Genomic DNA, 22,739 nt, shown 5'->3' with positions numbered 1-22,739 from the left:
TTCCTCGGAAGCCTTTTCATCCTGCTCTTTTTTACTGCTGAATATTTCATTGGCACCTTGATTCAGGGCTTTCTTCCAAGCATTGAGCTGCGTTACATGGATTTCATATTCACTGGCAAGCTCATTCGCCGTCTTTTCGCCTTTCAGTGCTTCTAGTGCAACTTTGGCTTTAAATGTATTGCTAAATTTTTTGCGTGTCATTTCTGAACCCCTTTTTGACAGGTTTTTATATCTTAAACTACTGTCTGATTTCTGGGGTCCACTTTAGTCCACTTTAGATACTGAAAATCAATCTCTTGTGCGGTGTTGCCGCTGTCTGTAGTAATTGAGTTTTTGATCTCAAATGTTCCTGTGTAAGAGACGAGTGTTTTTTTTGTCTGAGCAGTCTAGATCCGTATAGTCCTCGGTTATTTCTTACTGAAGCTGGTTCCTGAAAAAGTATACGTTGTGCTGTCGCTGTAATCGCTAAGGCTCTGACATAGTTTCCACGTGCCCTCCTGCTCCGTTATCAGATACAGGGTTACCAACCTCCGCAGGCGACTAACACTGTAGTGAACAGCATGGTGCTGATTAACTTGAAAACTGACTTTTTTGAGTGAAAATATGTATGTGTTTTCATTTCATAAACCTCTTAAACTATTTTTCCGGGTGTAGCCAGAGCGGTGTGTTGTCGGGCAGTGAAGGGAAAACCGAATAAATATGACATCAAAGTCCATAAAAAAATTGACAAAACACCTACTTGGCGCTATAAGTTTGACAGGGCGTTTGCACCATGGACTGGCAAGAACAATTGATAACCTCCTAGTCTGATAACACCTCAGGAAAAATTATGTCTCTTCATATTTTTAGAGTTGCGCTGGTTCTGATTCTATGTAAATCACTTGTCTTCTCCCCTTGTTTTTGCAGAGCAGCTTGCCTTACGGTGACCTCATAGCACCAAAAATATCCACTGGGACATCAGGCACAATCACTATTGGCGGACAGAGACCAGCGCAATGAAAAACCACACGATGCAAAATACAACAAGAATCAATATTCCAGGAATGAAATTCCACTTTTTACTTATGTTCACAGTGATAGCATTACTACTCAGTGGTTGTGCCCAACAAACCGGTCAAGAAGAAGTACAACTTTCCAATGACAGGCTCTCAGCACCACTCCCCAGAGCACTCAGAGCATTGGATAATGAAAGCAATTTAGTCGTCGAAGTAGTGATCAATGGAGAAGCACCAAAAGTATGCGCTAATCTTGCTGTAGACAAAGAAAACGCCACATTTTCATGCGACATCACCGTATCAGCTGGCCCACATACACTGTCACTGATCTATTCAATCATAGATCCTACTTACGAAAAGGTTAAAGTTGCAATAACCTCCAGTATCGAAGTGAAAGTTGTTGAAGGAGAAGCGGCCGCTGCTGACTTTAGCTCTGAAGTGATGACATATGAGGATAGTGATAATGATGGAATTAACAATCTGGATGAGCTTAATGCAGGAACCGACCCGAATGTATCACTCCCCATAGCCACACCACAAAATATTACATTGACAGAAAACACAAAGAGAGAAGTTACCCTGGCAGGAAGTCAGGCAGAAAACAGAGTATTAACATACACCGTTGTAACACTGCCAGAAAATGGAGGGTTAAGTGGCACTGCACCAAACCTGCTCTATACTCCAAAGTCAGATTACACTGGTGATGACAGCTTCACATTTAAAGTCAATGATGGCGTTGCTGACTCTGAGCTCGCAACGGTAAAATTGACCATCAAGGCAGATACACCAAAACCACCCACACCAATCCCCCCAACAGCCACACCACAAGGTATTACACTGGCAGAAAATACAAAGAAAAAAATCACCCTGACAGGAAGTCAGAAAGAAAACAAAGCATTAAAATACGCTGTTGTAACACAACCAGAAAATGGAGCGTTAAGCGGCACAGCGCCAGACCTGATTTATACACCAAAATCAAACTACAGCGGTGATGACAGCTTTACATTTAAAGTCAATGATGGTGCTAATGATTCTGAGCTCGCAACGGTAAAATTGACCATCAAGGAAGATACACCAAAACCACCCACACCAATCCCCCCAACAGCCACACCACAAGATATTACACTTACAGAAAATACAAAGAAAAAAATCACTCTGACAGGCAGTCAGGCAAAAAACAGAGCATTAACATACGCCGTTGTAACACCCCCAAAAAACGGAAAATTAAGTGGTACTGCGCCAAGCCTACTCTATACTCCAAAGTCAGATTATACCGGTGATGACAGCTTCACATTCAAAGTGAATGATGGCGCTAATGATTCTGAGCTCGCAACGATAAAATTGGCTATCAAGGCAGATAAATCTATAAAACAACCCCCCATAGCCACACCACAAAGTATTACATTTGCAAAAAATACAAGTAGAGCAATCACTCTTGCAGGAAACGATGCAGGAAACGATGCAGGAAATAAGGCATTAACATACGCTGTTGTAACACCACCAAAAAATGGAAAATTAAGTGGTACTGCTCCAAACCTGCTTTATACACCAGAATCAGCAGACTACGCCGGTGATGACAGCTTCACATTCAAAGTAAATAATGGCACTGATGATTCTGCACCTGCAACGGTAAAATTGACTATCAAGACATATATGCTTTTAGAAAAAAGAGAAGACTATGATGGAGATGGCACCGCGGATGTAATTAGGACTTACACTTATGATGCCAATGGTAATGAGTTGACAAATAGTTATGATGGTGATGGAAACGGCACTGCGGATACCATTTTTACTTCCAGCTATGATGCCAAAGGTAACCGGTTGACATATAGTCGTGATGAGGATGGAGACGGTACTGTGGATAGCACTTCTGCTCTCACCTATGATGCGAATGGTAACCGGTTGACAGAGAGTTATGATGCGAATGGGGACGGAACTGCGGAGAGAATTGAGACTTTCACCTATGATGCCAAAGGTAACCTGTTGACATATAGTCGTGATGAGGATGGGGACGGCACTGCGGAGAAAATTGAGACTTACACCTATACCTATGATGCCAATGGTAACGCGTTGACAGCTAGTTTTGATGATGGAGGTAGCACTGCAGATAGTATTACTACTTTCACCTATGATGCCAATGATAACCGGTTGACAATTAGTTATGATTTTGACGGGAATGGCACTGTGGATAGAGTTTATACTGATACCTATGATGCTAATGGAAAGCTGTTGACAGAGAGTTTTGACGAAGATGGAGATGGCGCTGCGGAGAGAATTGATACTTACACCTATGATGCTAATGGTAATAGGTTGACAGAGAGTTCTGACGAAGATGGAGACGGTACTGCAGATAGAATTGATACTTACACCTATGATGACAATGGTAATCAGTTGACATATAGTCGTGATGAGGGTGGGGACGGTACTGCAGATAGAATTGATACTTACACCTATGATGACAATGGTAATCAGTTGGCATATAGTCGTGATGAGGATGGGGACGGTACTGTGGATAGCACTTCTGCTCTCACCTATGATGCCAATGGTAATAGGTTGACAGAGAGTTCTGACGAAGATGGAGACGGTACTGCGGAGAGAATTGATACTTACACATGGGGCGAGTTTTAGGAGCGAGCACGGAATAACTTATTCAATAATGACTTGCTCTTTTATTCTGGTTTCAACAAAGTTGATGATGCCAGACAAGATGTTACTTCACTGCTTTTACAAAAGGGTTTATCTTGCTGTTTGTTTTAAAGGAGGCATTAAATGTCGTCAGGGTTCCAAGGTTATTCAGGTAAAAATTTTATAAATTACACCGCCCTATCTTTTTCTCTAGTAGAGGCTGTAGTCGTTTCAGGAGATGGCCCGAATTTCTGTGGTCATATGATGTTACGTGTGGATAATTACTATTTTCACGTTTCAGGTGTTTATTCTCACCCTATGTATATGAATGCATCAGAATATAAACGATATATTAGTCAAAACAAAAAAACTGAACTATTTCGAACGAGAAGAATTTTAATAAATAGAAAAGCTGCTAGAGATAAGCTTAAATCCTTACTTTCCGAAAAATGGTTATGGCTAATTGTTCCAAATAACTGTACTGATTTTGTAGAAGAAGTTATTGGCTCAGGAGAAAATGATTTTGGAATAATATCAAATTGTCCAACTCAATTGGCAATTAAAATTAGACAAGAAAAACGGCTAAAAAGTATGGTACTTACCCGTAGGGGATATCGTCCTAAAAGATCGGGTAATTCACAATGATTAAATATATAAGAATTATTGTGTTTTCTATAATTACATTTCTAGTAGGTCTTTATATACCGTTATTAGTTGTTGCTCTATTTGCTGGTGAGACAAATCATGAAGCGTCACTACCATATTTCTTGGGGAGTGCCTTTTTCTCACTGGGAATATATCTTTGGTTTGAAAAAACCAAACATAAATAGCTCCAGTGGATTGCAGATGAGCTGTAAAAGTAAATGTTCTAAGGAACGAGCACGGAATAACTTATACAACAATGGAAAAACTATTGATGTAGTTTAGATCATACTTTTTGAAGCGCTTGAAGAGACAAGCTCTTATTCAAGATATTCAGAATTCAGGCATACAAAAAGAGCACCCCTCGGGGTGCTCTTGGTTTATGGATTATTGACTGATATATGGCACGTCGTAGTAAATATCAGTGGGTCGTTGATCGACGGAAGTTTTATATCCGGTTCCGACATTTCCTACGTAAAAAATATCATAAAATTTGGGTTGTTGATTGAACGCAAACCCAGTCAGATACTGAAAATCAATCTCTTGTGCGGTGTTGCCGCTGTCTGTAGTAATTGAGTTTTTGATCTCAAATGTTCCTGTGTAAGAGACGAGTGTTTTTTCGGTAGTGGGTCGAATTCGTTGTTAAGCATGAATGTCCACACCGAATTCGATTTTGTTAATCAATAAACCAATGACAATATCATGCATTTTTTCTGACTTTGAAAAACAAATTGTTTTTCGTGTCAGTCGCTTAATCCATGTTCTTAAGTTTAAATTCTTACGTTCAATCTTTTGAGTATTACGTTTTCCCACTTCGTGCTTAGTGGGGTCAATATATCGTTCGTAGGCTCCCCAGTCATCCGTGTAAAAACGTTTGATTTTCAAGGGCGCTAGCAAGGCTTTTAACTCCTTAAAAACAATGTCTTTTCGCTTGCCAAAAACATAAGCCAAAATAATATTCGTTGAATGTTCCACCGCATACCAAGTCCAGCGTTGATTAGTTTTGTTTCCTACAAATGACCATTGCTCATCTATTTCAGCCTCTTCACAGATTAATTCAACATCACCGAGCGCTGTTTTAGACTGAAATTTAGGATTCACTTGTGTGAGCTTGCTTTCCTTTTTTTTAGCCTATTTATAACCGTATTCTTATTGATTTTAAGTACACGGGCTGTATCTCTAATTCCACTTCCATTAATAGCCATTTCAACGATTCTTTCAGTCATTCCGTATGCACAAGCTTTGTAGTTATAATCAAGCATGAATGTTTTAGTTTTACACTCTGAATTACGACAATAGTAACGTTGTTTTCCTTTACCATTCGTCCCAGATCTTGTGATTTTTATACTGCTACACTTTGGGCAACTTATTTCTTGATAACAGGTCATAAATTCAGATTATACAGGATAACTACAAATTCGACCCATTACCGTTTTTTCTTTGTCTGAGCAGTCTAGATCCGTATAGTCCTCGGTTATTTCACTGAAGTTGGATCCTGAAAAAAGTATAGGTTGTACTCTTGCTGTAATCGCTAAGGCTCTGACATAGTTTCCACGTGCCCTCCAGTTCGGTTTCGTTGCCGCCTCCTGACCCATTCCCTCCTGTGCCGTTATCAGGCACAACCTCCGCCACCTCCGCAGGCTACTAACGCTGTAGTGAACAGCATGGTGCTGATTAACTTGAAAAATGACTCTTTTGAGTGAAAATATGTATGTATTTTCATTTTATAAACCTCTTGAACTATTTTTTAGTTAAAGCACGAGGGAAGAATGATCCGCCCCCGTACGTTCATAAAATTCCATTTCAATATTTAGCCCTGAATTCCACCATTTTCACAGATAAAACTAGGGCGTATTTACATCACCTGATGCATTGTTGCTATAGGTATTATCCGTCAGTGTGATAGTGCAACCGTCTGCTGCATCTCCGTATTTGTATACACCCCAAACCGACAGGTTATTTTATTAACGCCTTACATGCGAACACAGAGAGCAAAAAACAGGTTTCAAAACTCACGCTAATTGCCCTCGCTTCGCTTTCCATGGCAATTAGCGAATGAAAACGTTAGTCCCACTATCTATATTATTAAACGTATTTCCTGTGTGAGTCCCTGCTGTACTGTCGTAAAGCCAAAGTCCATTGGTCGCGCTATGCTGAAGCAAGCAGTTAGTGACGTCTACAACAGCATCGTTAAAGAAAACTCCTACTAGTCCTTGTGTATTTCCGCCTGGTGCACCAGCGTATTCGACAATACAGTTGTCAAGTTTATTGGAAAAACTGTTACTGAAAAACTCAAGTCCTTTCCAGTAACCAGGAACCTGTTGTCGACCAGTGAAGGTAATCGGCAACGCTGCTGTTCCAATAGCCGTTAGCGAACCATCGACTCTAAAGCCACCGCTGGCGGCAAAGGAAAGTGTTGTACCTTCTTCAATGATAATGCTTGAGCTAATATTATGAGTACCAACATAATATGATACACCCAAATTTTTAATGGTCTGATCGGTGACAAAAGCACCGCTGTCAAACACGATAGGGTCATTATATGTGCTGTTTGTATCCAGCTTACCTACTAGGTTTGGATCAATCAAAACGGAGCCATCGACACTATTGATAAAACTTACGGTGGAAATATCAAGGATGTGCGCAGCATTATTAACATCAAGACCGTACTGCAAGCTATCACTAATAATCGTATTGTGAATTTTTAAACGACCTGGCGTACCGAACAGAGTAACGGCACCTTTGCCATTGCCATTTGTGCCACCCGCATATTCCACACTAACATGGTCAAGTTCATTAGCCGTTCCGCTGAAAGTAAACTGCAAACCATGCCATGATCCCGGGGTTTTGTTTTCTCCGGTAAAGATAATGTTATTAACTGTAGTTCCTCTTGCGATTAAGGTTCCAGTCCTTTCTATTCGAAAATTACCTCCCTGCCTGAAAATAAGTGTGCTGCCAGGATCAATCATTAACACCGCTTCTACACTGTTATTGTGCAACTTATAGGGTACATTCAGTGCCTGCCATGTTTGATCATCCTCGATGTTTGAAGTTTCAAAGATAGAGATATATTCACGATTCGCAACATTACCGGTGTAACTCGACTGTCTATCCAGCTTGCCAACCTCATTTGCGGGAATACGTACAGGAGCGCCTTCATTCGTCGTTAGCGTATTGTTTGCAAAAAGATCAATAATCGCGCCATTACCAAAAAACACACCATAACCAGCACTTTGGCGCAGGGTAGTATTGCTGAGCTTAATACGCGTGGTCGAGTTGATTTCCAAATTTGCACCACCACCCGCACCACCGTATTCAACCGTTACATATTTAAGCTCATTATTTGCATTGTTAGAACTTAAATAGTTTATACCGTCCCAGTATCCAGGCGTTTGTTGTGCACCGGTGAAAATAATGGGCGCAGTAGGTGTGCCTACAGCATTGAGGGCGCCATCAGATTTAACTCTAAGTTCTTTACCTGCAGCAAATTGAAGCATGACACCAGGTTGAATGGTTAATGTTGCTGCATTTTGAACTGAGATGTCGCTGTTAACATTATAACAGGGCAAACTTAAAGAAGTGTTTTGTGAAATATTTGTATCTTGTAAGTCAGCACATTGAGTCGTGACCGCATCTTTAATCGTCAGTATGGCTATTGTATTGGCTCCCAAACTTGTATTTGCAGACGGACTGGTGAGTGCTATTTGAACTGTCTCATCCTCTTCCGTTGCGCTGTCTGACATAATTTGCACATCAAATGTTTTTGCGCTGTTGTCATTCGCCGCCCAGGTCAGTGTTCCCGATGCAGCCGTAAAGTCCGTGCCATCTGTGGCGGTTCCGTTGCTGACGGCGTAATCAACACTGATCGCCTCTGAAATGTTTCCGCTACGGTTCACTGTGATGGTAATGCTGGTCGCATTTTCCATTACGGTGTAGGTAGTTGCCGAGAACGATACGCTGGATGATTCTGGAGTTGTACCACCCGTTGTTGCGCAACTTTCTTCACTGGATTCGGAGTCGTTTCCAGCTGCATCGTAGGCGATAACCTTGTAACAATAATCGGTTGCTGATACCAAATTGAAATCCGTATAGGTCATTGAAGTAATATTGGCAATTTCCGTGCTGACGTTTCCAGCACTGCCACGCAGGATGCGGAAACCATAAACATCATTAATCTGTGCTTGATCCCAACTGAGACTGACATCGTCTCCAGCCACAGTTGCCTGCAAATTTGTTGGTGCAGGTGGTTTTGTAATATCTGTCGTATCCAGCGTAATTGGCGTTGTCGCTACGCTTTTTGCGGACAGTTGGCCGCGACCATCAATCGCTTCAATCTCGTAACTGTAATCAGTGCCGGTAGAAAGCCCGGTATCACTGTAAACCGGATAAGGTGTTGTTGCGGCCAATTCGCCGTTTCTGTAAACGTTATAGCCGGTGACACCTTTGTCATCAATCGAAGCTTTCCAGACCACGATAATTTCAGTTGTGCTTGCAGCCAGTGCACGCACTTCATCCGGCGTGGTGGGTGCGCTGTCTTCGCTGGAGGTGAAGTCGGTATTCAAATAGATATTATTAATAACAATATTCTGAATATTGGTGACGGGATCATTGATAATCACTGTAATCTGGTTATTGTTAATAATCACGGGTGCGTTATCGAGAAAGGCATCAAAACCAGTACTATCCGCATCGAAAGGTGTGGACAATAGGTCGATTTTATCTGTAACACCATTGCTAACCAGCACCTGTGCAACGATATTATAAACCTCATCCTTGATAGCATTGACTGATTGCTCCGTTGGCATTTTCGGGATCGCCGCGTCTCCGGAAAACGCTGAATCGATATCCAGCCCCTCGGTTTCAAACCAGTTGCGGATGATCAGATCCGTGTAGGGATGAATGTTCCGATTTATAGTGTCGCCTCCAGCCTTATGTGCCACACTATAGAGAAATTCACCATTCCCTTTATCTGTGCGTAGCAGGTAAGGGCCATCGTCAGCCAGCTCTTTGACTTTAAATTTGCCCTTGGCATCGGACGTTGCGGTTTTAATCGCACCGGATTTTGATTTTACTGTAATGGTTGCATTGGCAATGGCAGCCCCCGTTGCTGCTGTACCCTGAATAATTCCGGTGCCGATGGTGCCATCACCGTCACCTCCGCCTCCGCCTCCGCCACAGGCAGAAATTACTGATAGCATAAAAATAATCAAAAAATATTTGAGATATCTTGAAGCCCAACTGGCTTGTAGATTTGATGGTTTTTTCATTGTATTAGCTCCTTTTGTTAATTTTTTTCTTCGAAATAATAAATGCCTACACCCACTCTACTGGTGGGTTCGTCCTGTTCAGGCGTAAGTTGATTGGTACTCTCTTCTAGCCAGCGATTGTAATCACGCAATAAAACTAATGATTTATTATCACTGTATTCTTTAAATTGACTCACCACTTGTTTCGGCACCTTTCTGTAAACGACCTGCCGCTGAAATCTGGCATCATCGCTACTCTGCTCCTGATTATGCACAGCACTGGCTAATAGATCAGCCGCACAGGTAGACATAATTTTAATTTTTTCCAGTTCGTTATCTGCGGGTATATAGCCATAGCTGTTGAGTTTGACCGACTGCTTGTCTGGTCTGGAGACTATTCCTGTTCGCTCCAGTTCATCGACGACAGCTCCAAGCGTGATATCGCCGCTATAACGTGCTACCAGTGCTGAGAAACTGCCATGTTCCCCTTGAATCGGCAGCACTTTTGCTTCGTTGTTTTCGTCGAGAAATTCCGAATCGTTAAGCCAGCCATTGACAACCCGTATTGCACGGTTTGGTCTGCCCTTTGGGGTATTGGAGCCCTCTTCCTTTTCCTTGGTTAAGGCAACGACTTCTTTTCTGTTCAATCCAGTTAAAACTGCGACTCTCGAATAGGTGGTTTTCCTGCCCGGAATAGAGAAGTGCTCATAGGCAACATCAACATAAGCACGTTTTGCAAGTGCCACAAACTCGCCATGAGACACGTCATTTCGGATTAACACTTTTATCAATGGCTTCAACATTCTGCCCACCGCTTCAGCAAGAATTAATTTTGTTGCTTTTTTCATAATGGGATTATTATCCCATTCTTGCGGCTTGTCAACTATCAAGAGTTGGAGTATGGCTGGATAGATGAACGTTGGGAGGAATGTCAATTGACTGAGGAAACGATTTCACATGATATTGTTAAAGAGTGCATATGGTACTTGCCCCTTTGTTTGCTTAAAATGGCTTTAATTTTAATTCTGTCGCAATTTTAGCAATTTGGATAAAGTCTTTATCATTGTGTAAAAGGATCAGGTTGTTTTCTATTGCACACTGTGCAATTAAACAATCAATGGTTGAGCGGATGGTAATTCCTTTTTTGCGACAATTAAAATAGAGTTGTGCGGCTGTTGTGCGACTTTTTAGGGCATAATTAAAAGAGTAATATTTTTGTCCTGATCATCCGCAAGTCCACATATGCCTTTTAGATCACGTAAATCAAGGCGTTTTCGGTGATCAACAAACTCTCGCTTTGTTTTAATTGATGTTAGTAAAAAAGATTCGTTAACCAGTTGATCGTCAAGAATAATATTTGTGCGCATTAGAATACACATCCTGATGTGTATTTTATTATTTTAAAGCGTTTCCTTCAAGTTTTTTGCTGCCAATAAAATTGTTCGATGTAAATTAAATACATCTTTAATTGAGTGTTGGAAAATTACTGTTTAAATATTGATGGTGACTATTTAACTCAACAAAACAAGCGATTAAATCAGCAAAAACTTTGTTTTTTTCGGCAGTTTTCTCTAATATACCTAAGAACTTGACTCATTTACTAGGTTGATTCGTGTATGAGCAAGTTTTTGACTGGAAACAAGTCAAAGCTATTTTCAACAATAATAAGTTATGTAGAGTTCTTTTGAATTGTGAGATTGTTTTAAAGAGTTACTTTTTAAAACACTTTTATGAGGGGGGGAAGTAGTATTGCTTTTATGCATTGCTGCGGCCATTTAGTAAGTTAATTTCAAAGATTGTCTTAGGTGTATATATGGCTGATGACACGATTAATATAATTGATAAGTCTGATCTTCAAGACCCGGAACGTCGGGGAATTATGGGTATCGGTATTGCCACAGGTGCAGTGGCAGCCGTAGGTGCGGGCGCTGCGTGTATTCCATTTATTGATAGCATGAATCCAACCGCCGATGTGCTGGCAAAAGCGACCACAGAGGTTGAACTGAGTGAGATTTCTGTCGGTGAATCACGCACCGTAATCTGGCAAGGCAAACCGGTGTTTGTAATGCATCGTACGCCAGAGCAGATTGCTGGAGTTCAGGAGAATGACGGCGGAAAAGATCCGCAGCCTGATAGCGAACGTACTCAAAAACCTGAGTGGCTCATTGTGGTGGGCGTTTGTACGCATCTGGGCTGTATTCCTAATACAGCAGATGCAGGTTGGTTTTGTCCATGTCATGGCAGTGTTTATGACTATAGTGGTCGAATTCTCGAAGGGCCGGCACCGACGAACCTTGAAGTGCCGCCTTATGAATTTTTGACAGATACGACTGTCAGAATTAACAAGGCTTAAGGGGAAAGATTATGAAAGGAGTTATGGCCTGGATCGATGAACGCTTTCCGCTTTCGGCGATCATTCGACATGAATTAACAGATTATCCGGTACCTCGGAATCTGAACTACTGGTGGAATTTTGGTTCATTAGCCGGCTTGATGCTGGTGATTCAAATTGCAACTGGTCTATTTTTAGCCATGCACTATAAACCAGATATTGGCATGGCTTTTGATTCCATTGAGCATATGATGCGCGATGTGAACTATGGTTGGCTGCTGCGTTATATACATTCAACGGGTGCCAGTGCCTTTTTTGCGGTGATATTTCTCCATATGGGGCGGACGCTCTATTATGGTTGTTATCGCAAACCTCGTGAGCTGATGATGTGGACAGGGCAGATTCTGTTGCTGTTAGTCATGGGCGCAGCATTTATGGGTTATTTGCTTCCTTGGGGGCAAATGTCATACTGGGGTGCGGCTGTTATTACCAATCTATTTGGTGCAATACCAATAGCGGGTGAGTCTATTGTTGTTTTGTTGCGTGGTGACTTTGTGGTCGGTGATGCAACGCTAACACGCTTCTTCGTTTTGCATTATTTAATTCCATTCTTGATTGCGGGTATGGTCATTATCCATTTGGTTGCACTGCATACAGTGAAAAGCAGTAATCCTGAAGGTGTGCCACAGCCAGCAAAAGATGCGATTCCTTTTCACCCATATTACACAATGAAAGATTTTCTGGGTGTTTGTATCTTTTTGATTATATTCCTGGGGTTGGTTTTCTATTCACCATCAAGCTTTATCATGGCAGACAATAATGTTCCTGCTGATGCGATGAAGACTCCGGCGAGTATTGTGCCAGAATGGTACTTTTTACCTTTTTATGCCATCTTGCGAGCCATTCCTGACACGTTGACGGGTGTTGTTGCAATGGGTGTTGCGACGGTTATTTTTGCAGCGTTACCGTTCCTTGATCGCTCGAAAATTCCTGGTGGCGGACGTTTTCGCCCAATCTATCGCTGGTCATTTGCTGCTTTTATTTTGGTTGTCATTGTTTTGGCATGGATCGGTGCGCAGGCGGCTGAAGAGCCTTATGTGACTATAGGCCGAGTTTTTTCTGTGCTCTATTTTGGTTTTTTTCTGTCATTGCCATGGGTCTCTAAATGGGAAGAAAAATGGTTGCTACAGCGTGGAACATTACCTAAAGAGGTTCTGGACTATATGGAAGCAGAAGAGAAAAAGGCAAATAACGGAGGGCAGTCGTAATGAAAAACAGTAAACGTATTTTATGTGCGCTGGGATTGATGTTCTCTGTATCATCAGTATGGGCGGCGCCAGTTAAAGTCGAACTCGCTGATGTGGACATTGATAAGAGTTACGAAGCCGCTAAACGGGGTGCTGAAACAGTGACGACTCTTTGTATGAGTTGTCATAGTCTTAAGTACATTCGTTATAAGCATTTGATGGATATCGGTTACAGCGAAGATGAAGTCAATGCGATGCGTGGTGATAATGGAATGGAGGCTCCATTAACGGCAATGATGCCGCCTGAGGGAGCCAAGGCAGCTTTTGGCATGGTGCCACCTGATTTATCATTGATGGCTAAAGCGCGCGCAGGTGGCGCACTTTATGTCTATACATTGATGGCGGGTTATTATAACGACGAAAACGGTCAGGTTGATAATCATGCAATGCCCGGCACTAAAATGCCGGACGTGTTTGGTTATGCTTCTTTGAAAGGGGCTGACCGTGAAGCGGCTGAGCAGAAGATTAATGACCTTGCTTCTTTCTTGCACTGGACGCAAGACCCAAAAGAGAAAGAGCGCCATGAACTGGGTAAATATGTGCTCGGCTATTTGGTGTTGTTAAGTATCTTGGCATATTTGTTGAAAAAAGCTGTTTGGTCGCGTATTAAAGGGCGCACCCATCCTTGGCCGGATCAACATTGATGTAATCAATTGATAATACTTCGGTATTATGTCAGAACAAAAAACCCACCTGACGGTGGGTTTTTTGTATCTTTTTGTATCAATTTATGAAAACAGTATGACGATAAGCCGTCTAGCTGTTAGAATTGCCGGCTATTTTCTTGTATGTCACTCCATCAAAAAATGAAAAACTGATGATTGCAAAGATAAAAACAAAATGACAGAACAATCCAGGAACTCCTTGGTTGAAGTTCGTCGTATGACATTTCGACGCGACTCTCGTACAATTTTTGATGAAATTGATCTGGATATTCCTGTCGGTAAAATAACAGCAATTATGGGTCCCAGTGGAACAGGAAAAACCACGTTATTACGCCTTATTGGTGGTCAACTACTGCCTGATGCAGGAACAATTCATGTGGATGGCGAAAGCGTGAGTCAATTGTCGCGTCGATCACTGTTTAACTTACGCAAGCGCATGGGCATGTTGTTTCAAAGTGGTGCGCTGCTGACGGATCTTTCTGTCTTTGATAATGTTGCTTTCCCTTTAAGGGAGCATACTAATTTACCCGAAATAATTATTCATCATCTTGTTCTAATGAAATTGAACTCAGTAGGTTTGCGTGGTGCATACCGGCTAATGCCTAATGAGCTTTCTGGCGGGATGGCGCGGCGTGTTGCGTTGGCACGTACAATTGCGCTTGACCCAATGATGATTATGTATGATGAGCCTTTTGCCGGTCAGGATCCGATTTCAATGGGTGTGCTTGTAAAGCTGATCAAATTATTAAATGCAACGCTTAATATGACCAGTATTGTTGTCTCGCATGATATTCATGAAACAACTTCAATTGCAGACTATATCTATATTCTTTCTGAAGGAAAGGTGGTTGGGTCTGGCACACCGCAGGAAATAAAAGAATCTAAATCAGCTCAGGTTCAACAATTTATGCAGGGCTTGGCAGATGGACCGGTTCCATTTCATTACCCGGCTCCTGACTATAAGAGTGAGCTATTTGGGTTGGGTGATTAAATGAGTGCTTGGATACAACAACTGGGTCAGGCCGGTATTCGTTTTTTCCAGAGATTGGGGCGTGCCTCTCTCTTTTTGTTTAATGTTCTAAGAGCGGTGCCTGCATCGTTGATGCGTTTTAACTTGTTGGTTCAGCAACTCTATTATATTGGCGTTTTATCGATGCTGATTATTGTTGTTTCAGGCTTGTTTGTGGGAATGGTTCTTGGATTGCAAGGTTATAATACTCTTGTGGACTTTGGTGCCGAAGAGTCGCTGAGTGTCATGGTGGCGTTATCACTGGTACGAGAACTCGGGCCTGTGGTTGCAGGGCTGCTTTTTGCGGGGCGCGCAGGGTCAGCTTTGACGGCTGAGATTGGTTTGATGAAATCGACCGAGCAGCTTTCAGGAATGGAGATGATGGCTGTCGACCCTATTTCAAGAATTGTAGCCCCACGATTTTTGGCAGGGTTGATCAGTATGCCACTGCTTGCCGCGATGTTTAGTGCGGTAGGAATTTTTGGTGGTTACATTGTTGGTGTTGGTTTGCTGGGTCTGGATGATGGAGCTTATTGGTCGCAACTGCAGAGTCAGGTTGATTTTCATGGAGATATTGTAAATGGCATTATTAAAAGTGTTGTTTTTGGTTTTGTAATCAGTTGGATTGCGCTCTTTGAAGGGTATGATACAGTGCCAACATCTGAAGGCGTTGGACGTGCAACAACACGTACCGTTGTTCACTCCGCATTAGCAATTTTAGGGCTTGACTTTATATTGACAGCTCTAATGTTTGATGAATAACTCTGGGGAAATGTGTCATGAGACAAACTAAAGCAGTAGAGATCAGCGTCGGGCTATTTATTGCCGCAGGAATCGTTGCTCTATTTGTGCTGGCGATCCAGATGAGTAATTTCTCCAGCTTTGATAATGGTGCAAGTTACGATGTCACCGCTCGATTTGATAATATCGGTGGTTTGAAGGCGCGTTCTCCGGTGTCAATGGGGGGCGTTAAAATTGGACAGGTTTCCAGTATCGGTCTTGATAGTCAAACGTACGAAGCGGTGGTCACTTTGACGATTAACTCGCAGTATGCGGCTTTGCCGCTTGATACTTCAGCCAGTATTTTTACTGCGGGTTTACTGGGTGAGCAATATATCGCATTGGAACCAGGTGGTGAGGAAACTTATCTGGCAAATGGCAGTGAACTGCAGCTCACGCAGTCTGCTTTAGTGCTGGAGCAATTGATTGGGCAGTTTTTATTTAATGCCGGCGGAGATGATGAGTGAAACAGCTTTTATGTAGCATAGGGCTGTTGGCAAGCGCTATTATATCACCCTGTATGGCTGAATCAACGGTGACTCTTTCATTAGATCAGGCGATTGAACGTGCCCTGCAGGTTGATCCTCGTATCAGTGAAAAACAGCATTTTGTCTCGAAGGCAGAAGCTTTGCTGAGCGAGGCAAAAAGTTATGGAGATGTGTCTGCTGATGTCACATTTCTTGTCGGTATAACCAATGGGCTTGACGAGGGCGGTTTTTTTGAAACCGATGGTAAAACACCACGTAGAGGCCGGTATGACTTTGATGGCACATCCCTGTTAACAGTATTGCAATTTAGCGTGATCAAACCGCTGTATACTTTTGGCAAGCTTGAAAATTACAGTCTCGCTGCAAAAAATAATATTGAAGTGAAAGCAGGGGATGTGCAGATACAGCGTAATGCCACTGTGCTGGATGTAAAGCGTGCTTATTATGGCTACCTTTCAGCGAGTGATAGTCGAAAAACTTTAGAGTCAGTCGATAAGCGCTTGGCATCTGCAATTGATTTAGTATCGACATGGCTTGAAGAGGGGGAAGGTGATGTTTCTCAATCAAATCTTTATGCCTTACAAGCAGGGCGTGCTGTGTTGGGACGTTATATGGCGCAGGCGACAGGGCTTGAGCGAGTTGCATTGGCGGGGCTGAAAATGCTTTCAGGTATTGAGGATAATGTTGATGTTGAATTGCTCGATAAAGCAATAAAACCGGTCGAATTGCCTGAACTGACAAAAGAAGATCTGCGAAGAAATGCTCTGTCACAGCGCCCTGAAATTGCTCAAGTCAATGCAGGTTTAGCTGCACGTCAGGCTCTGCTTGAGGCAAAAAAAGCAGAAAAACGCCCCAACGTGTTTGCGGGGTTTCGTGGCATGGCAGCAAACTCGAGCAATAGAGATCGTCTGGATAGTCCATTTATTGCTGATCCTTTTAATGACTATGGAATCATCCCTGTGATCGGTCTTAACTGGAAGTGGGCGAATGGCGTACAATCAGCAAAAATCAGACAGGCAGAAGCTGAATTAAATGCGATGCTTTCGAAGGCTAAATTTGCAAAAACAGGAATTCCTTTTCAAGTAGCGGAGCAATACTATCAGGTGCACGCGTATCATGAAGCGGTCAATAAGTTGGCTGAGGGCAGTCGTGCCGCACGGCGCTGGATGGTAGCAAGTTTTGCAGATTTTGAAGCTGGACTAGAAAAACCTGAGCAAATAATATTGGCATTGCAAAGTTATGTGATGGCACATACGGATTACCTTAAAACAACATTTGATTACAATATGTATGTTGCCCAATTGATGAATGTAACAGGAGAAAAACAGTGAAAATTCAGATTATAGCTGCTGTACTGCTTGTCTCTTTTTTAAACCCTGTATGGGCAAAAGATTCTACACCACAGAAGTTAATGGAGGAGACTTCTGAAAAGGTGATTGCTAAGCTGAAAGAAGAGCAGTCGATCATTAAAAAACACCCTGAAAAAATTTATTCTCTCGTTGAAGACTTGGTGCTGCCCCATTTTGATTTTGAACGTACCTCAAGGTGGGTTTTAGGTAAATACTGGTTACGTGCAACGGATGAGCAAAAACAGCGTTTTGTTGTTGAGTTCAAACAACTGCTTGTACGTACTTATGCAAAATCATTGAATGAATTTATTGATAAAGAGTTCAACTACCTCCCTTTTCGTGGCAAAGAGGGTGCGACCAACGCAACTGTGCGTATGGAAGTGGATGAGCCTGGTGGCTTTCCAATTCCAATTAACTATAAACTTCACCTGAAAGAAGATGTCTGGAAATTATATGATGTCGAAGTCGATGGAATTAGTCTTGTGGCGAACTATCGCACCAGCTTTTCAAAAGAGATCCGTAAAAAAGGGCTGGATCGTTTGATTGAAAAATTGGCCAAAGGAAACCACAAGGCTGAACCTGCTTCTTCATGAGCGATCTAGCTGCACAATTAAATAAAATAGCTGATAATCAGTATCAAATTACTGGAATACTGACCTATGCGACCGTTCCAGTATTGCATAAAAAGAGTTTGCCACTGTTTGACCTCGAAGGTGATGAGTTAGTATTAGACTTATTGAAAGTCACCCAAGTTGATAGCGCAGGGTTTGCTTTGCTGGTTGAGTGGCAGCGTTTGGCAAAACAACACAATAAAAAAATACTATGTCACCATGTTCCTCAGCAAATGAAAGCAATTGCTGAACTAAGTGGACTTTCAATGCTTATAGATAACTAATTTTGTGAGATCAATTGATAATGCAACCTGAAACGATTCAAGAGATGATAGAAAGTAATTTACCTGACAGCCAGGCTGAAGTATGTGGTGATGGTCGCCATTTTCAGGCTGTTGTCATCTGTGATGATTTTGCGGGAAAAGGAATGTTACAACAACACCGCATGGTTTATGCGGCGTTAGGTGATCAAATGGAGTCAGCGATTCATGCGCTTTCTATTCGCACCTATACTGTAGCGCAGTGGGCAGATGCTCAAAATGCAGCATAGTTTTTTGGTTCCCATGCTCCCGCGTGGGAACCCATATACCGTGCTATATGTTGGCACCGTATGCATTCCCACGCAGAGCATGGGAACGAGAAATATTTTTTTAATTAATAATACAAACTACTTTCAATGGATAAACTAATAATTACGGGCGGAGCACGGTTAGATGGCGAAATTCGCATCTCTGGTGCTAAAAATGCTGCCTTGCCTATTCTTGCCTCGACCTTATTGGCAGATGAACCTGTCACAATTTGTAATGTGCCTCATCTACAGGATGTAACAACAACGATGGGGCTGTTGGGACAGATGGGTGTGCAGCTGGTTGTCGATGAAAAAATGTGTGTTGAAATAGACTCCACGACGATCAATACGTTTGATGCGCCTTATGCATGGGTTAAAACCATGCGTGCATCAATCCTGGTGTTGGGGCCTTTGTTGGCTCGCCATGGAGAGGCCAATGTTGCTTTGCCAGGTGGTTGTGCGATTGGTTCTCGTCCAGTCAACCTGCATATCTCTGGTCTGGAAGCAATGGGTGCGACCATTACTATCGAGGGTGGAGTGATTCGGGCACGAGCGGAGCGCCTGAAGGGCGCACACTTGGTAATGGATCAGGTCACCGTGACGGGCACTGAAAACTTAATGATGGCGGCAACGCTGGCCGATGGGCAAACGGTTATCGAAAATGCTGCGCGTGAACCCGAAGTGACTGATTTGGCAAACTGTTTGATTCAGATGGGTGCCAAAATTAGTGGTGTCGGCACTGATACTTTAGTGATTGATGGCGTTGAACGTTTGCATGGCGCGCGTTATACCGTATTACCCGATCGCATTGAAACGGGCACTTACCTTGTCGCAGCCGCAATGACTCGTGGCCGCATCAAATTGAAAGATACCGACCCTCATCTACTGGAAACTGTGCTGATTAAATTGCGAGAAGCTGGCGCTCATATCGAAACAGGTGACGATTGGATTGAGTTGGATATGAAAGGGAAACGCCCTAAAGCCGTGGATGTTCAGTCCGCCCCGTATCCAGGTTTTCCAACGGATATGCAGGCTCAGTTTACATCAATGAATGTAGTTGCAGAAGGTGTCGGTGCGGTGACGGAAACGATTTTTGAGAATCGTTTTATGCATGTGCAAGAGCTGCAACGTATGGGCGCTCAAATTAAATTACGTGGTAATACGGTATTTTGTACAGGCAAAGAACAGCTGACAGGCGCGCCCGTGATGGCAACAGATTTGCGTGCATCGGCCAGTCTGGTTTTAGCCGGTTTGGTTGCAACAGGTGAAACAGAGATTTCTCGTATCTATCATGTTGATCGTGGTTATGATCATATTGAAGAGAAAATGGCTCAATTAGGAGCAACGATTCGCCGAGTTTCTGAGTAGTTATTGATGGATAAAAAATTGACAATTGCCTTGTCGAAAGGGCGTATTTTAAAAGAGACTTTACCTTTGCTGGCTTATGCTGGCATTGAACTTCGGGATGATTTGGCGACCAGTCGCAAGCTGATTTTTGATACCAATCATGATGATGTAAAGCTGCTTATTATTCGTGCATCGGATGTGCCTGTTTATGTGGATTACGGTGCGGCGGATGTCGGTGTATCGGGTAAAGATGTATTAATGGAGTATGGCGGGGAAGGTATTTACGAACCGCTGGATCTTGAGATTGCAAAGTGCCGTTTGATGCTGGCAGGGCCAGTGGATGGTATACAATCACAAGGCCGGTTACGTATTGCAACAAAATATGTCAAAACAGCTAAGCGCTACTTTGCAGCCAAAAGTGAGCAGGTTGAAATTATCAAACTCTATGGATCAATGGAACTTGCGCCTTTAGTGGGATTGGCTGATGCGATTGTTGACTTGGTGGATACAGGGAATACTCTGGTGGCGAATGGTCTGAAGCCGTATGAACATATTGTTGATATCAGCTCTCGTCTGATTGTGAATAAAGCATCAATGAAAATGAAGCACTCGGTAGTAAAAAGCTTTGTTGATAAAATTGAAGAAGCGGTTGCGCAGCGTAAAAATTAATCTGGGCATTGAATGATGATGAAGATAAAGCGCCTTAATAGCAAAGAGAATACTTTTTGGTCACAGTTGGATCAGTTGTTGGCATGGGATAAAGCAAGCGATGATGCTGTATTTCAAACCGTCAACGGCATATTAAACGATGTTCGGCAACGAGGTGACAGCGCTGTTGTTGAGTACACGAATCGTTTTGACCGTATGAGTGTTACTGATATGGCGGCATTGGATATCAGTAGTTCTCGTCAGCAAAAAGCACTGCAGTCGATCACTGCAGTGCAGCGTGAAATACTGGAGTTTTCTGCTGAGCGCATAAAAAGTTATCACCAACACCAAAAAATTGAATCGTGGTCTTATACTGAAGCTGATGGCACGATGTTGGGGCAAAAAGTCACGCCACTTGATCGAGTTGGCTTGTATGTTCCCGGTGGAAAAGCAGCATACCCATCTTCTGTATTGATGAATGCAATTCCTGCGAAAGTGGCGGGTGTTGAAGAGCTTATTATGGTTGTGCCTACACCTGATGGTGAAGTCAATGATTTAGTTCTGGCTGCGGCCTGCATATCGAATGTCGATAAAGTATTTGCGATCGGCGGTGCTCAGGCTGTGGCAGCATTGGCTTATGGAACTGAAACCGTACCGCAAGTCGATAAAATTGTAGGCCCAGGTAATATCTATGTGGCCACTGCAAAAAAAATGGTATTTGGTACGGTGGGCATTGATATGATTGCAGGGCCATCAGAAATATTGATTATTTGTGATGGTCAAACAGACCCTGACTGGATCGCGATGGATCTGTTTTCTCAGGCAGAGCATGATGAAGATGCACAATCTTTACTGGTCTGCCCTGATGCTGAATTTATTGATAAAGTTGAAGAGAGTGTTAACCGTCTGTTGCCAACAATGGAGCGCGCTGAAATTATTGAGAAATCATTATCATCCAGAGCCGCTTTGATTCAAGTGACTGATTTGGCTGAAGCCGCTCAGGTTTCAAACCATGTTGCCCCAGAGCATCTTGAACTGTCTGTAGAAGAGCCTGAATCGTTGGTCGAAAGTATCAGTCGTGCGGGTGCTATTTTCATGGGTCGATATACGGCTGAAGCCGTGGGTGATTATTGTGCGGGGCCTAATCATGTATTGCCTACATCACGCACAGCACGTTTCTCGTCACCATTGGGCGTTTATGATTTTCAGAAGCGTTCTAGTTTAATTATGTGCTCGAAAGAAGGTGCTTCTCGATTAGGGGTGCCTGCTTCAATACTCGCGCGTGGCGAAGGTTTGACTGCCCATGCGCGTTCTGCAGAATATAGAATTCAATAATTTGTGGCAATTGGTAGGTGGGTGGTGAGCTTGCGAACCTCAACAAGTAGGCAAAAAATAGCGATAGTTTCTTTTATGTAGGTAAGCGTGAAAAGGGATTGTGTATTTGCATTGCATCAATCACAAATCCATCCTGCATGTCTTCGCTTAACAAGGTCGAACATCCAGCTTGTAAGGCTGCTTCTACTATCAGACTATCCCAAAAAGAAAATATCCTGGTTTGATGGCGTTTCATCGCTCGTGCAATGATGTCTTTAGTTATCTGTATCAATGGGAACTCAGCAAGATCATTTACTATATCGGCCGCTTCTTCTTTGGGTAGCATATGTTTGCCGATTTTGGTAACAGTGACATAGAATTCTTGCATGACCTGTGTGCTCAATACAAGATTGCCATCTGTTCCATGTTCGCGGATGAGTTGTTTAGCAATTGCCCCCTTTTCCGGTTCATTTTTGTCGTAGGCATAAACTAATATATTGCTATCGAAAAAGACTTTATCGTTCATACAAGTCTTCTCTTGTCCATTCACACCCTTCGCTACTGAATTGTGATTGTTCGGCTCTTTGTAAAATACGTTCAGTCACCTGGCTGTAGCGCCTGGTATTTCCGATGTAGCTTTTCACAAATTCACGTATCGCGGCATTCAACGATGAACCTTGTTGTAGTGCAACCATTCGAGCTTGCTTGAGGTCTTCTTCCTCTATAGAAATCGTTACATTAGTCATTGTACTTCAGCCTCTTACCGTATTATATTGCATTTTACACTGGTTAAGTGTAGCACGTAAGTCGCAT

The 22,739-nt window shown here is 42.7% G+C and carries 21 protein-coding genes and 2 pseudogenes; 15 read left to right on the top strand and 8 right to left on the bottom strand.

The window, feature by feature from the left end; all coding sequences use genetic code 11:
* Positions 1–201: transposase (locus L3J70_05775; protein ID MCF6235868.1), on the bottom strand; the 201-nt coding region annotated here is incomplete at its 3' end.
* Between the two features lie 794 nt (positions 202–995).
* Here L3J70_05775 and L3J70_05770 point away from each other — a divergent pair.
* Both L3J70_05770 and L3J70_05765 read left to right on the top strand, forming a co-directional pair.
* Positions 996–3,623 carry an Ig-like domain-containing protein gene (locus L3J70_05770; protein ID MCF6235867.1) on the top strand — a complete coding sequence of 876 codons (2,628 nt, stop codon included), beginning with the start codon at positions 996–998 and terminating at the stop codon, positions 3,621–3,623.
* Between the two features lie 141 nt (positions 3,624–3,764).
* The gene (locus L3J70_05765; protein ID MCF6235866.1) at positions 3,765–4,265 is read left to right on the top strand and encodes a hypothetical protein; all 501 of its coding nucleotides are present in this window, start codon (positions 3,765–3,767) and stop codon (positions 4,263–4,265) included.
* A gap of 639 nt (positions 4,266–4,904) precedes the next feature.
* Here L3J70_05765 and L3J70_05760 read toward each other — a convergent pair.
* The 5 genes and pseudogenes from L3J70_05760 to L3J70_05740 form a co-directional block, all read right to left on the bottom strand.
* Positions 4,905–5,650: pseudogene (locus tag L3J70_05760) on the bottom strand (IS1 family transposase).
* A gap of 660 nt (positions 5,651–6,310) precedes the next feature.
* Positions 6,311–9,529 carry a hypothetical protein gene (locus L3J70_05755; GenBank protein MCF6235865.1) on the bottom strand — a complete coding sequence of 1,073 codons (3,219 nt, stop codon included), beginning with the start codon at positions 9,527–9,529 and terminating at the stop codon, positions 6,311–6,313.
* Between the two features lie 17 nt (positions 9,530–9,546).
* A complete protein-coding gene (locus L3J70_05750) occupies positions 9,547–10,356 on the bottom strand; it encodes a DUF6502 family protein (GenBank protein MCF6235864.1) in 810 nt (269 codons plus the stop codon).
* 154 nt (positions 10,357–10,510) lie between these two features.
* Positions 10,511–10,681: pseudogene (locus L3J70_05745) on the bottom strand (PIN domain-containing protein).
* Between the two features lie 14 nt (positions 10,682–10,695).
* Positions 10,696–10,875 carry a type II toxin-antitoxin system VapB family antitoxin gene (locus tag L3J70_05740; protein MCF6235863.1) on the bottom strand — a complete coding sequence of 60 codons (180 nt, stop codon included), beginning with the start codon at positions 10,873–10,875 and terminating at the stop codon, positions 10,696–10,698.
* A gap of 446 nt (positions 10,876–11,321) precedes the next feature.
* Between L3J70_05740 and petA the strand changes: the two genes are divergently transcribed.
* The 13 genes from petA to hisD all read left to right on the top strand — a co-directional run bounded on the left by petA (position 11,322) and on the right by hisD (position 21,947).
* Positions 11,322–11,861, top strand: a complete 540-nt coding sequence (gene petA / locus L3J70_05735; protein ID MCF6235862.1) for a ubiquinol-cytochrome c reductase iron-sulfur subunit — start codon at positions 11,322–11,324, stop codon at positions 11,859–11,861.
* Positions 11,862–11,872: 11 nt separating this feature from the next.
* Positions 11,873–13,108 carry a cytochrome b N-terminal domain-containing protein gene (locus L3J70_05730; protein MCF6235861.1) on the top strand — a complete coding sequence of 412 codons (1,236 nt, stop codon included), beginning with the start codon at positions 11,873–11,875 and terminating at the stop codon, positions 13,106–13,108.
* A complete protein-coding gene (locus L3J70_05725) occupies positions 13,108–13,791 on the top strand; it encodes a cytochrome c1 (protein ID MCF6235860.1) in 684 nt (227 codons plus the stop codon). Before L3J70_05730 ends, L3J70_05725 begins: the two co-directional genes overlap by 1 nt.
* Before the next feature lie 196 nt (positions 13,792–13,987).
* Entirely contained in the window at positions 13,988–14,803 is an 816-nt protein-coding gene (locus L3J70_05720; protein ID MCF6235859.1) for an ATP-binding cassette domain-containing protein, read from the top strand.
* Positions 14,804–15,583, top strand: coding sequence for a lipid asymmetry maintenance ABC transporter permease subunit MlaE (mlaE, locus tag L3J70_05715; protein MCF6235858.1), 780 nt, complete (start codon positions 14,804–14,806; stop codon positions 15,581–15,583). It begins immediately after the preceding gene.
* A 17-nt stretch (positions 15,584–15,600) separates the two neighbouring features.
* Positions 15,601–16,068, top strand: a complete 468-nt coding sequence (gene mlaD / locus L3J70_05710) for an outer membrane lipid asymmetry maintenance protein MlaD (protein ID MCF6235857.1) — start codon at positions 15,601–15,603, stop codon at positions 16,066–16,068.
* Positions 16,065–17,420: a TolC family protein gene (locus L3J70_05705; protein MCF6235856.1), complete on the top strand. Its 1,356-nt coding sequence runs from the start codon at positions 16,065–16,067 to the stop codon at positions 17,418–17,420. The genes mlaD and L3J70_05705 overlap by 4 nt, the downstream gene beginning before the upstream one ends.
* Positions 17,417–18,031, top strand: coding sequence for an ABC transporter substrate-binding protein (locus L3J70_05700; GenBank protein ID MCF6235855.1), 615 nt, complete (start codon positions 17,417–17,419; stop codon positions 18,029–18,031). Before L3J70_05705 ends, L3J70_05700 begins: the two co-directional genes overlap by 4 nt.
* Complete coding sequence (locus L3J70_05695) at positions 18,028–18,333, top strand: STAS domain-containing protein (GenBank protein ID MCF6235854.1); 306 nt, start codon at positions 18,028–18,030, stop codon at positions 18,331–18,333. Before L3J70_05700 ends, L3J70_05695 begins: the two co-directional genes overlap by 4 nt.
* A 20-nt stretch (positions 18,334–18,353) precedes the next feature.
* Positions 18,354–18,599, top strand: a complete 246-nt coding sequence (locus L3J70_05690) for a BolA/IbaG family iron-sulfur metabolism protein (protein MCF6235853.1) — start codon at positions 18,354–18,356, stop codon at positions 18,597–18,599.
* 126 nt (positions 18,600–18,725) lie between these two features.
* The gene (gene murA, locus L3J70_05685; GenBank protein ID MCF6235852.1) at positions 18,726–19,985 is read left to right on the top strand and encodes a UDP-N-acetylglucosamine 1-carboxyvinyltransferase; all 1,260 of its coding nucleotides are present in this window, start codon (positions 18,726–18,728) and stop codon (positions 19,983–19,985) included.
* 6 nt (positions 19,986–19,991) lie between these two features.
* Positions 19,992–20,633, top strand: a complete 642-nt coding sequence (hisG, locus tag L3J70_05680) for an ATP phosphoribosyltransferase (GenBank protein MCF6235851.1) — start codon at positions 19,992–19,994, stop codon at positions 20,631–20,633.
* Between the two features lie 15 nt (positions 20,634–20,648).
* Positions 20,649–21,947, top strand: a complete 1,299-nt coding sequence (gene hisD / locus L3J70_05675) for a histidinol dehydrogenase (GenBank protein MCF6235850.1) — start codon at positions 20,649–20,651, stop codon at positions 21,945–21,947.
* Positions 21,948–22,020: 73 nt separating this feature from the next.
* Here hisD and L3J70_05670 read toward each other — a convergent pair whose 3' ends face one another.
* Entirely contained in the window at positions 22,021–22,452 is a 432-nt protein-coding gene (locus L3J70_05670; protein MCF6235849.1) for a PIN domain-containing protein, read from the bottom strand.
* Entirely contained in the window at positions 22,442–22,672 is a 231-nt protein-coding gene (locus L3J70_05665) for a hypothetical protein (GenBank protein MCF6235848.1), read from the bottom strand. The genes L3J70_05670 and L3J70_05665 overlap by 11 nt, the downstream gene beginning before the upstream one ends.
* Positions 22,673–22,739 lie beyond the last annotated feature (67 nt).

The sequence above is a fragment of the Gammaproteobacteria bacterium genome (assembly GCA_021648145.1).
GTDB lineage: Bacteria > Pseudomonadota > Gammaproteobacteria > JAADGQ01 > JAADGQ01 > S141-38.
Note: the sequence above shows the minus strand (reverse complement) of the source record. Positions and strands in the feature narration are given on the sequence as shown.

What these genes read in the sequence shown, in the direction of transcription:
- L3J70_05770 (MCF6235867.1), top strand. Translation starts at nt 996, where the DNA reads ATGAAAAACCACACGATGCAAAATACAACAAGAATCAATATTCCAGGA.
- L3J70_05765 (MCF6235866.1), top strand. Translation starts at nt 3,765, where the DNA reads ATGTCGTCAGGGTTCCAAGGTTATTCAGGTAAAAATTTTATAAATTAC.
- L3J70_05755 (MCF6235865.1), bottom strand. Translation starts at nt 9,529, where the DNA reads ATGAAAAAACCATCAAATCTACAAGCCAGTTGGGCTTCAAGATATCTC.
- L3J70_05750 (MCF6235864.1), bottom strand. Translation starts at nt 10,356, where the DNA reads ATGAAAAAAGCAACAAAATTAATTCTTGCTGAAGCGGTGGGCAGAATG.
- L3J70_05740 (MCF6235863.1), bottom strand. Translation starts at nt 10,875, where the DNA reads ATGCGCACAAATATTATTCTTGACGATCAACTGGTTAACGAATCTTTT.
- petA (MCF6235862.1), top strand. Translation starts at nt 11,322, where the DNA reads ATGGCTGATGACACGATTAATATAATTGATAAGTCTGATCTTCAAGAC.
- L3J70_05730 (MCF6235861.1), top strand. Translation starts at nt 11,873, where the DNA reads ATGAAAGGAGTTATGGCCTGGATCGATGAACGCTTTCCGCTTTCGGCG.
- L3J70_05725 (MCF6235860.1), top strand. Translation starts at nt 13,108, where the DNA reads ATGAAAAACAGTAAACGTATTTTATGTGCGCTGGGATTGATGTTCTCT.
- L3J70_05720 (MCF6235859.1), top strand. Translation starts at nt 13,988, where the DNA reads ATGACAGAACAATCCAGGAACTCCTTGGTTGAAGTTCGTCGTATGACA.
- mlaE (MCF6235858.1), top strand. Translation starts at nt 14,804, where the DNA reads ATGAGTGCTTGGATACAACAACTGGGTCAGGCCGGTATTCGTTTTTTC.
- mlaD (MCF6235857.1), top strand. Translation starts at nt 15,601, where the DNA reads ATGAGACAAACTAAAGCAGTAGAGATCAGCGTCGGGCTATTTATTGCC.
- L3J70_05695 (MCF6235854.1), top strand. Translation starts at nt 18,028, where the DNA reads ATGAGCGATCTAGCTGCACAATTAAATAAAATAGCTGATAATCAGTAT.
- L3J70_05690 (MCF6235853.1), top strand. Translation starts at nt 18,354, where the DNA reads ATGCAACCTGAAACGATTCAAGAGATGATAGAAAGTAATTTACCTGAC.
- murA (MCF6235852.1), top strand. Translation starts at nt 18,726, where the DNA reads ATGGATAAACTAATAATTACGGGCGGAGCACGGTTAGATGGCGAAATT.
- hisG (MCF6235851.1), top strand. Translation starts at nt 19,992, where the DNA reads ATGGATAAAAAATTGACAATTGCCTTGTCGAAAGGGCGTATTTTAAAA.
- hisD (MCF6235850.1), top strand. Translation starts at nt 20,649, where the DNA reads ATGATGAAGATAAAGCGCCTTAATAGCAAAGAGAATACTTTTTGGTCA.
- L3J70_05670 (MCF6235849.1), bottom strand. Translation starts at nt 22,452, where the DNA reads ATGAACGATAAAGTCTTTTTCGATAGCAATATATTAGTTTATGCCTAC.
- L3J70_05665 (MCF6235848.1), bottom strand. Translation starts at nt 22,672, where the DNA reads ATGACTAATGTAACGATTTCTATAGAGGAAGAAGACCTCAAGCAAGCT.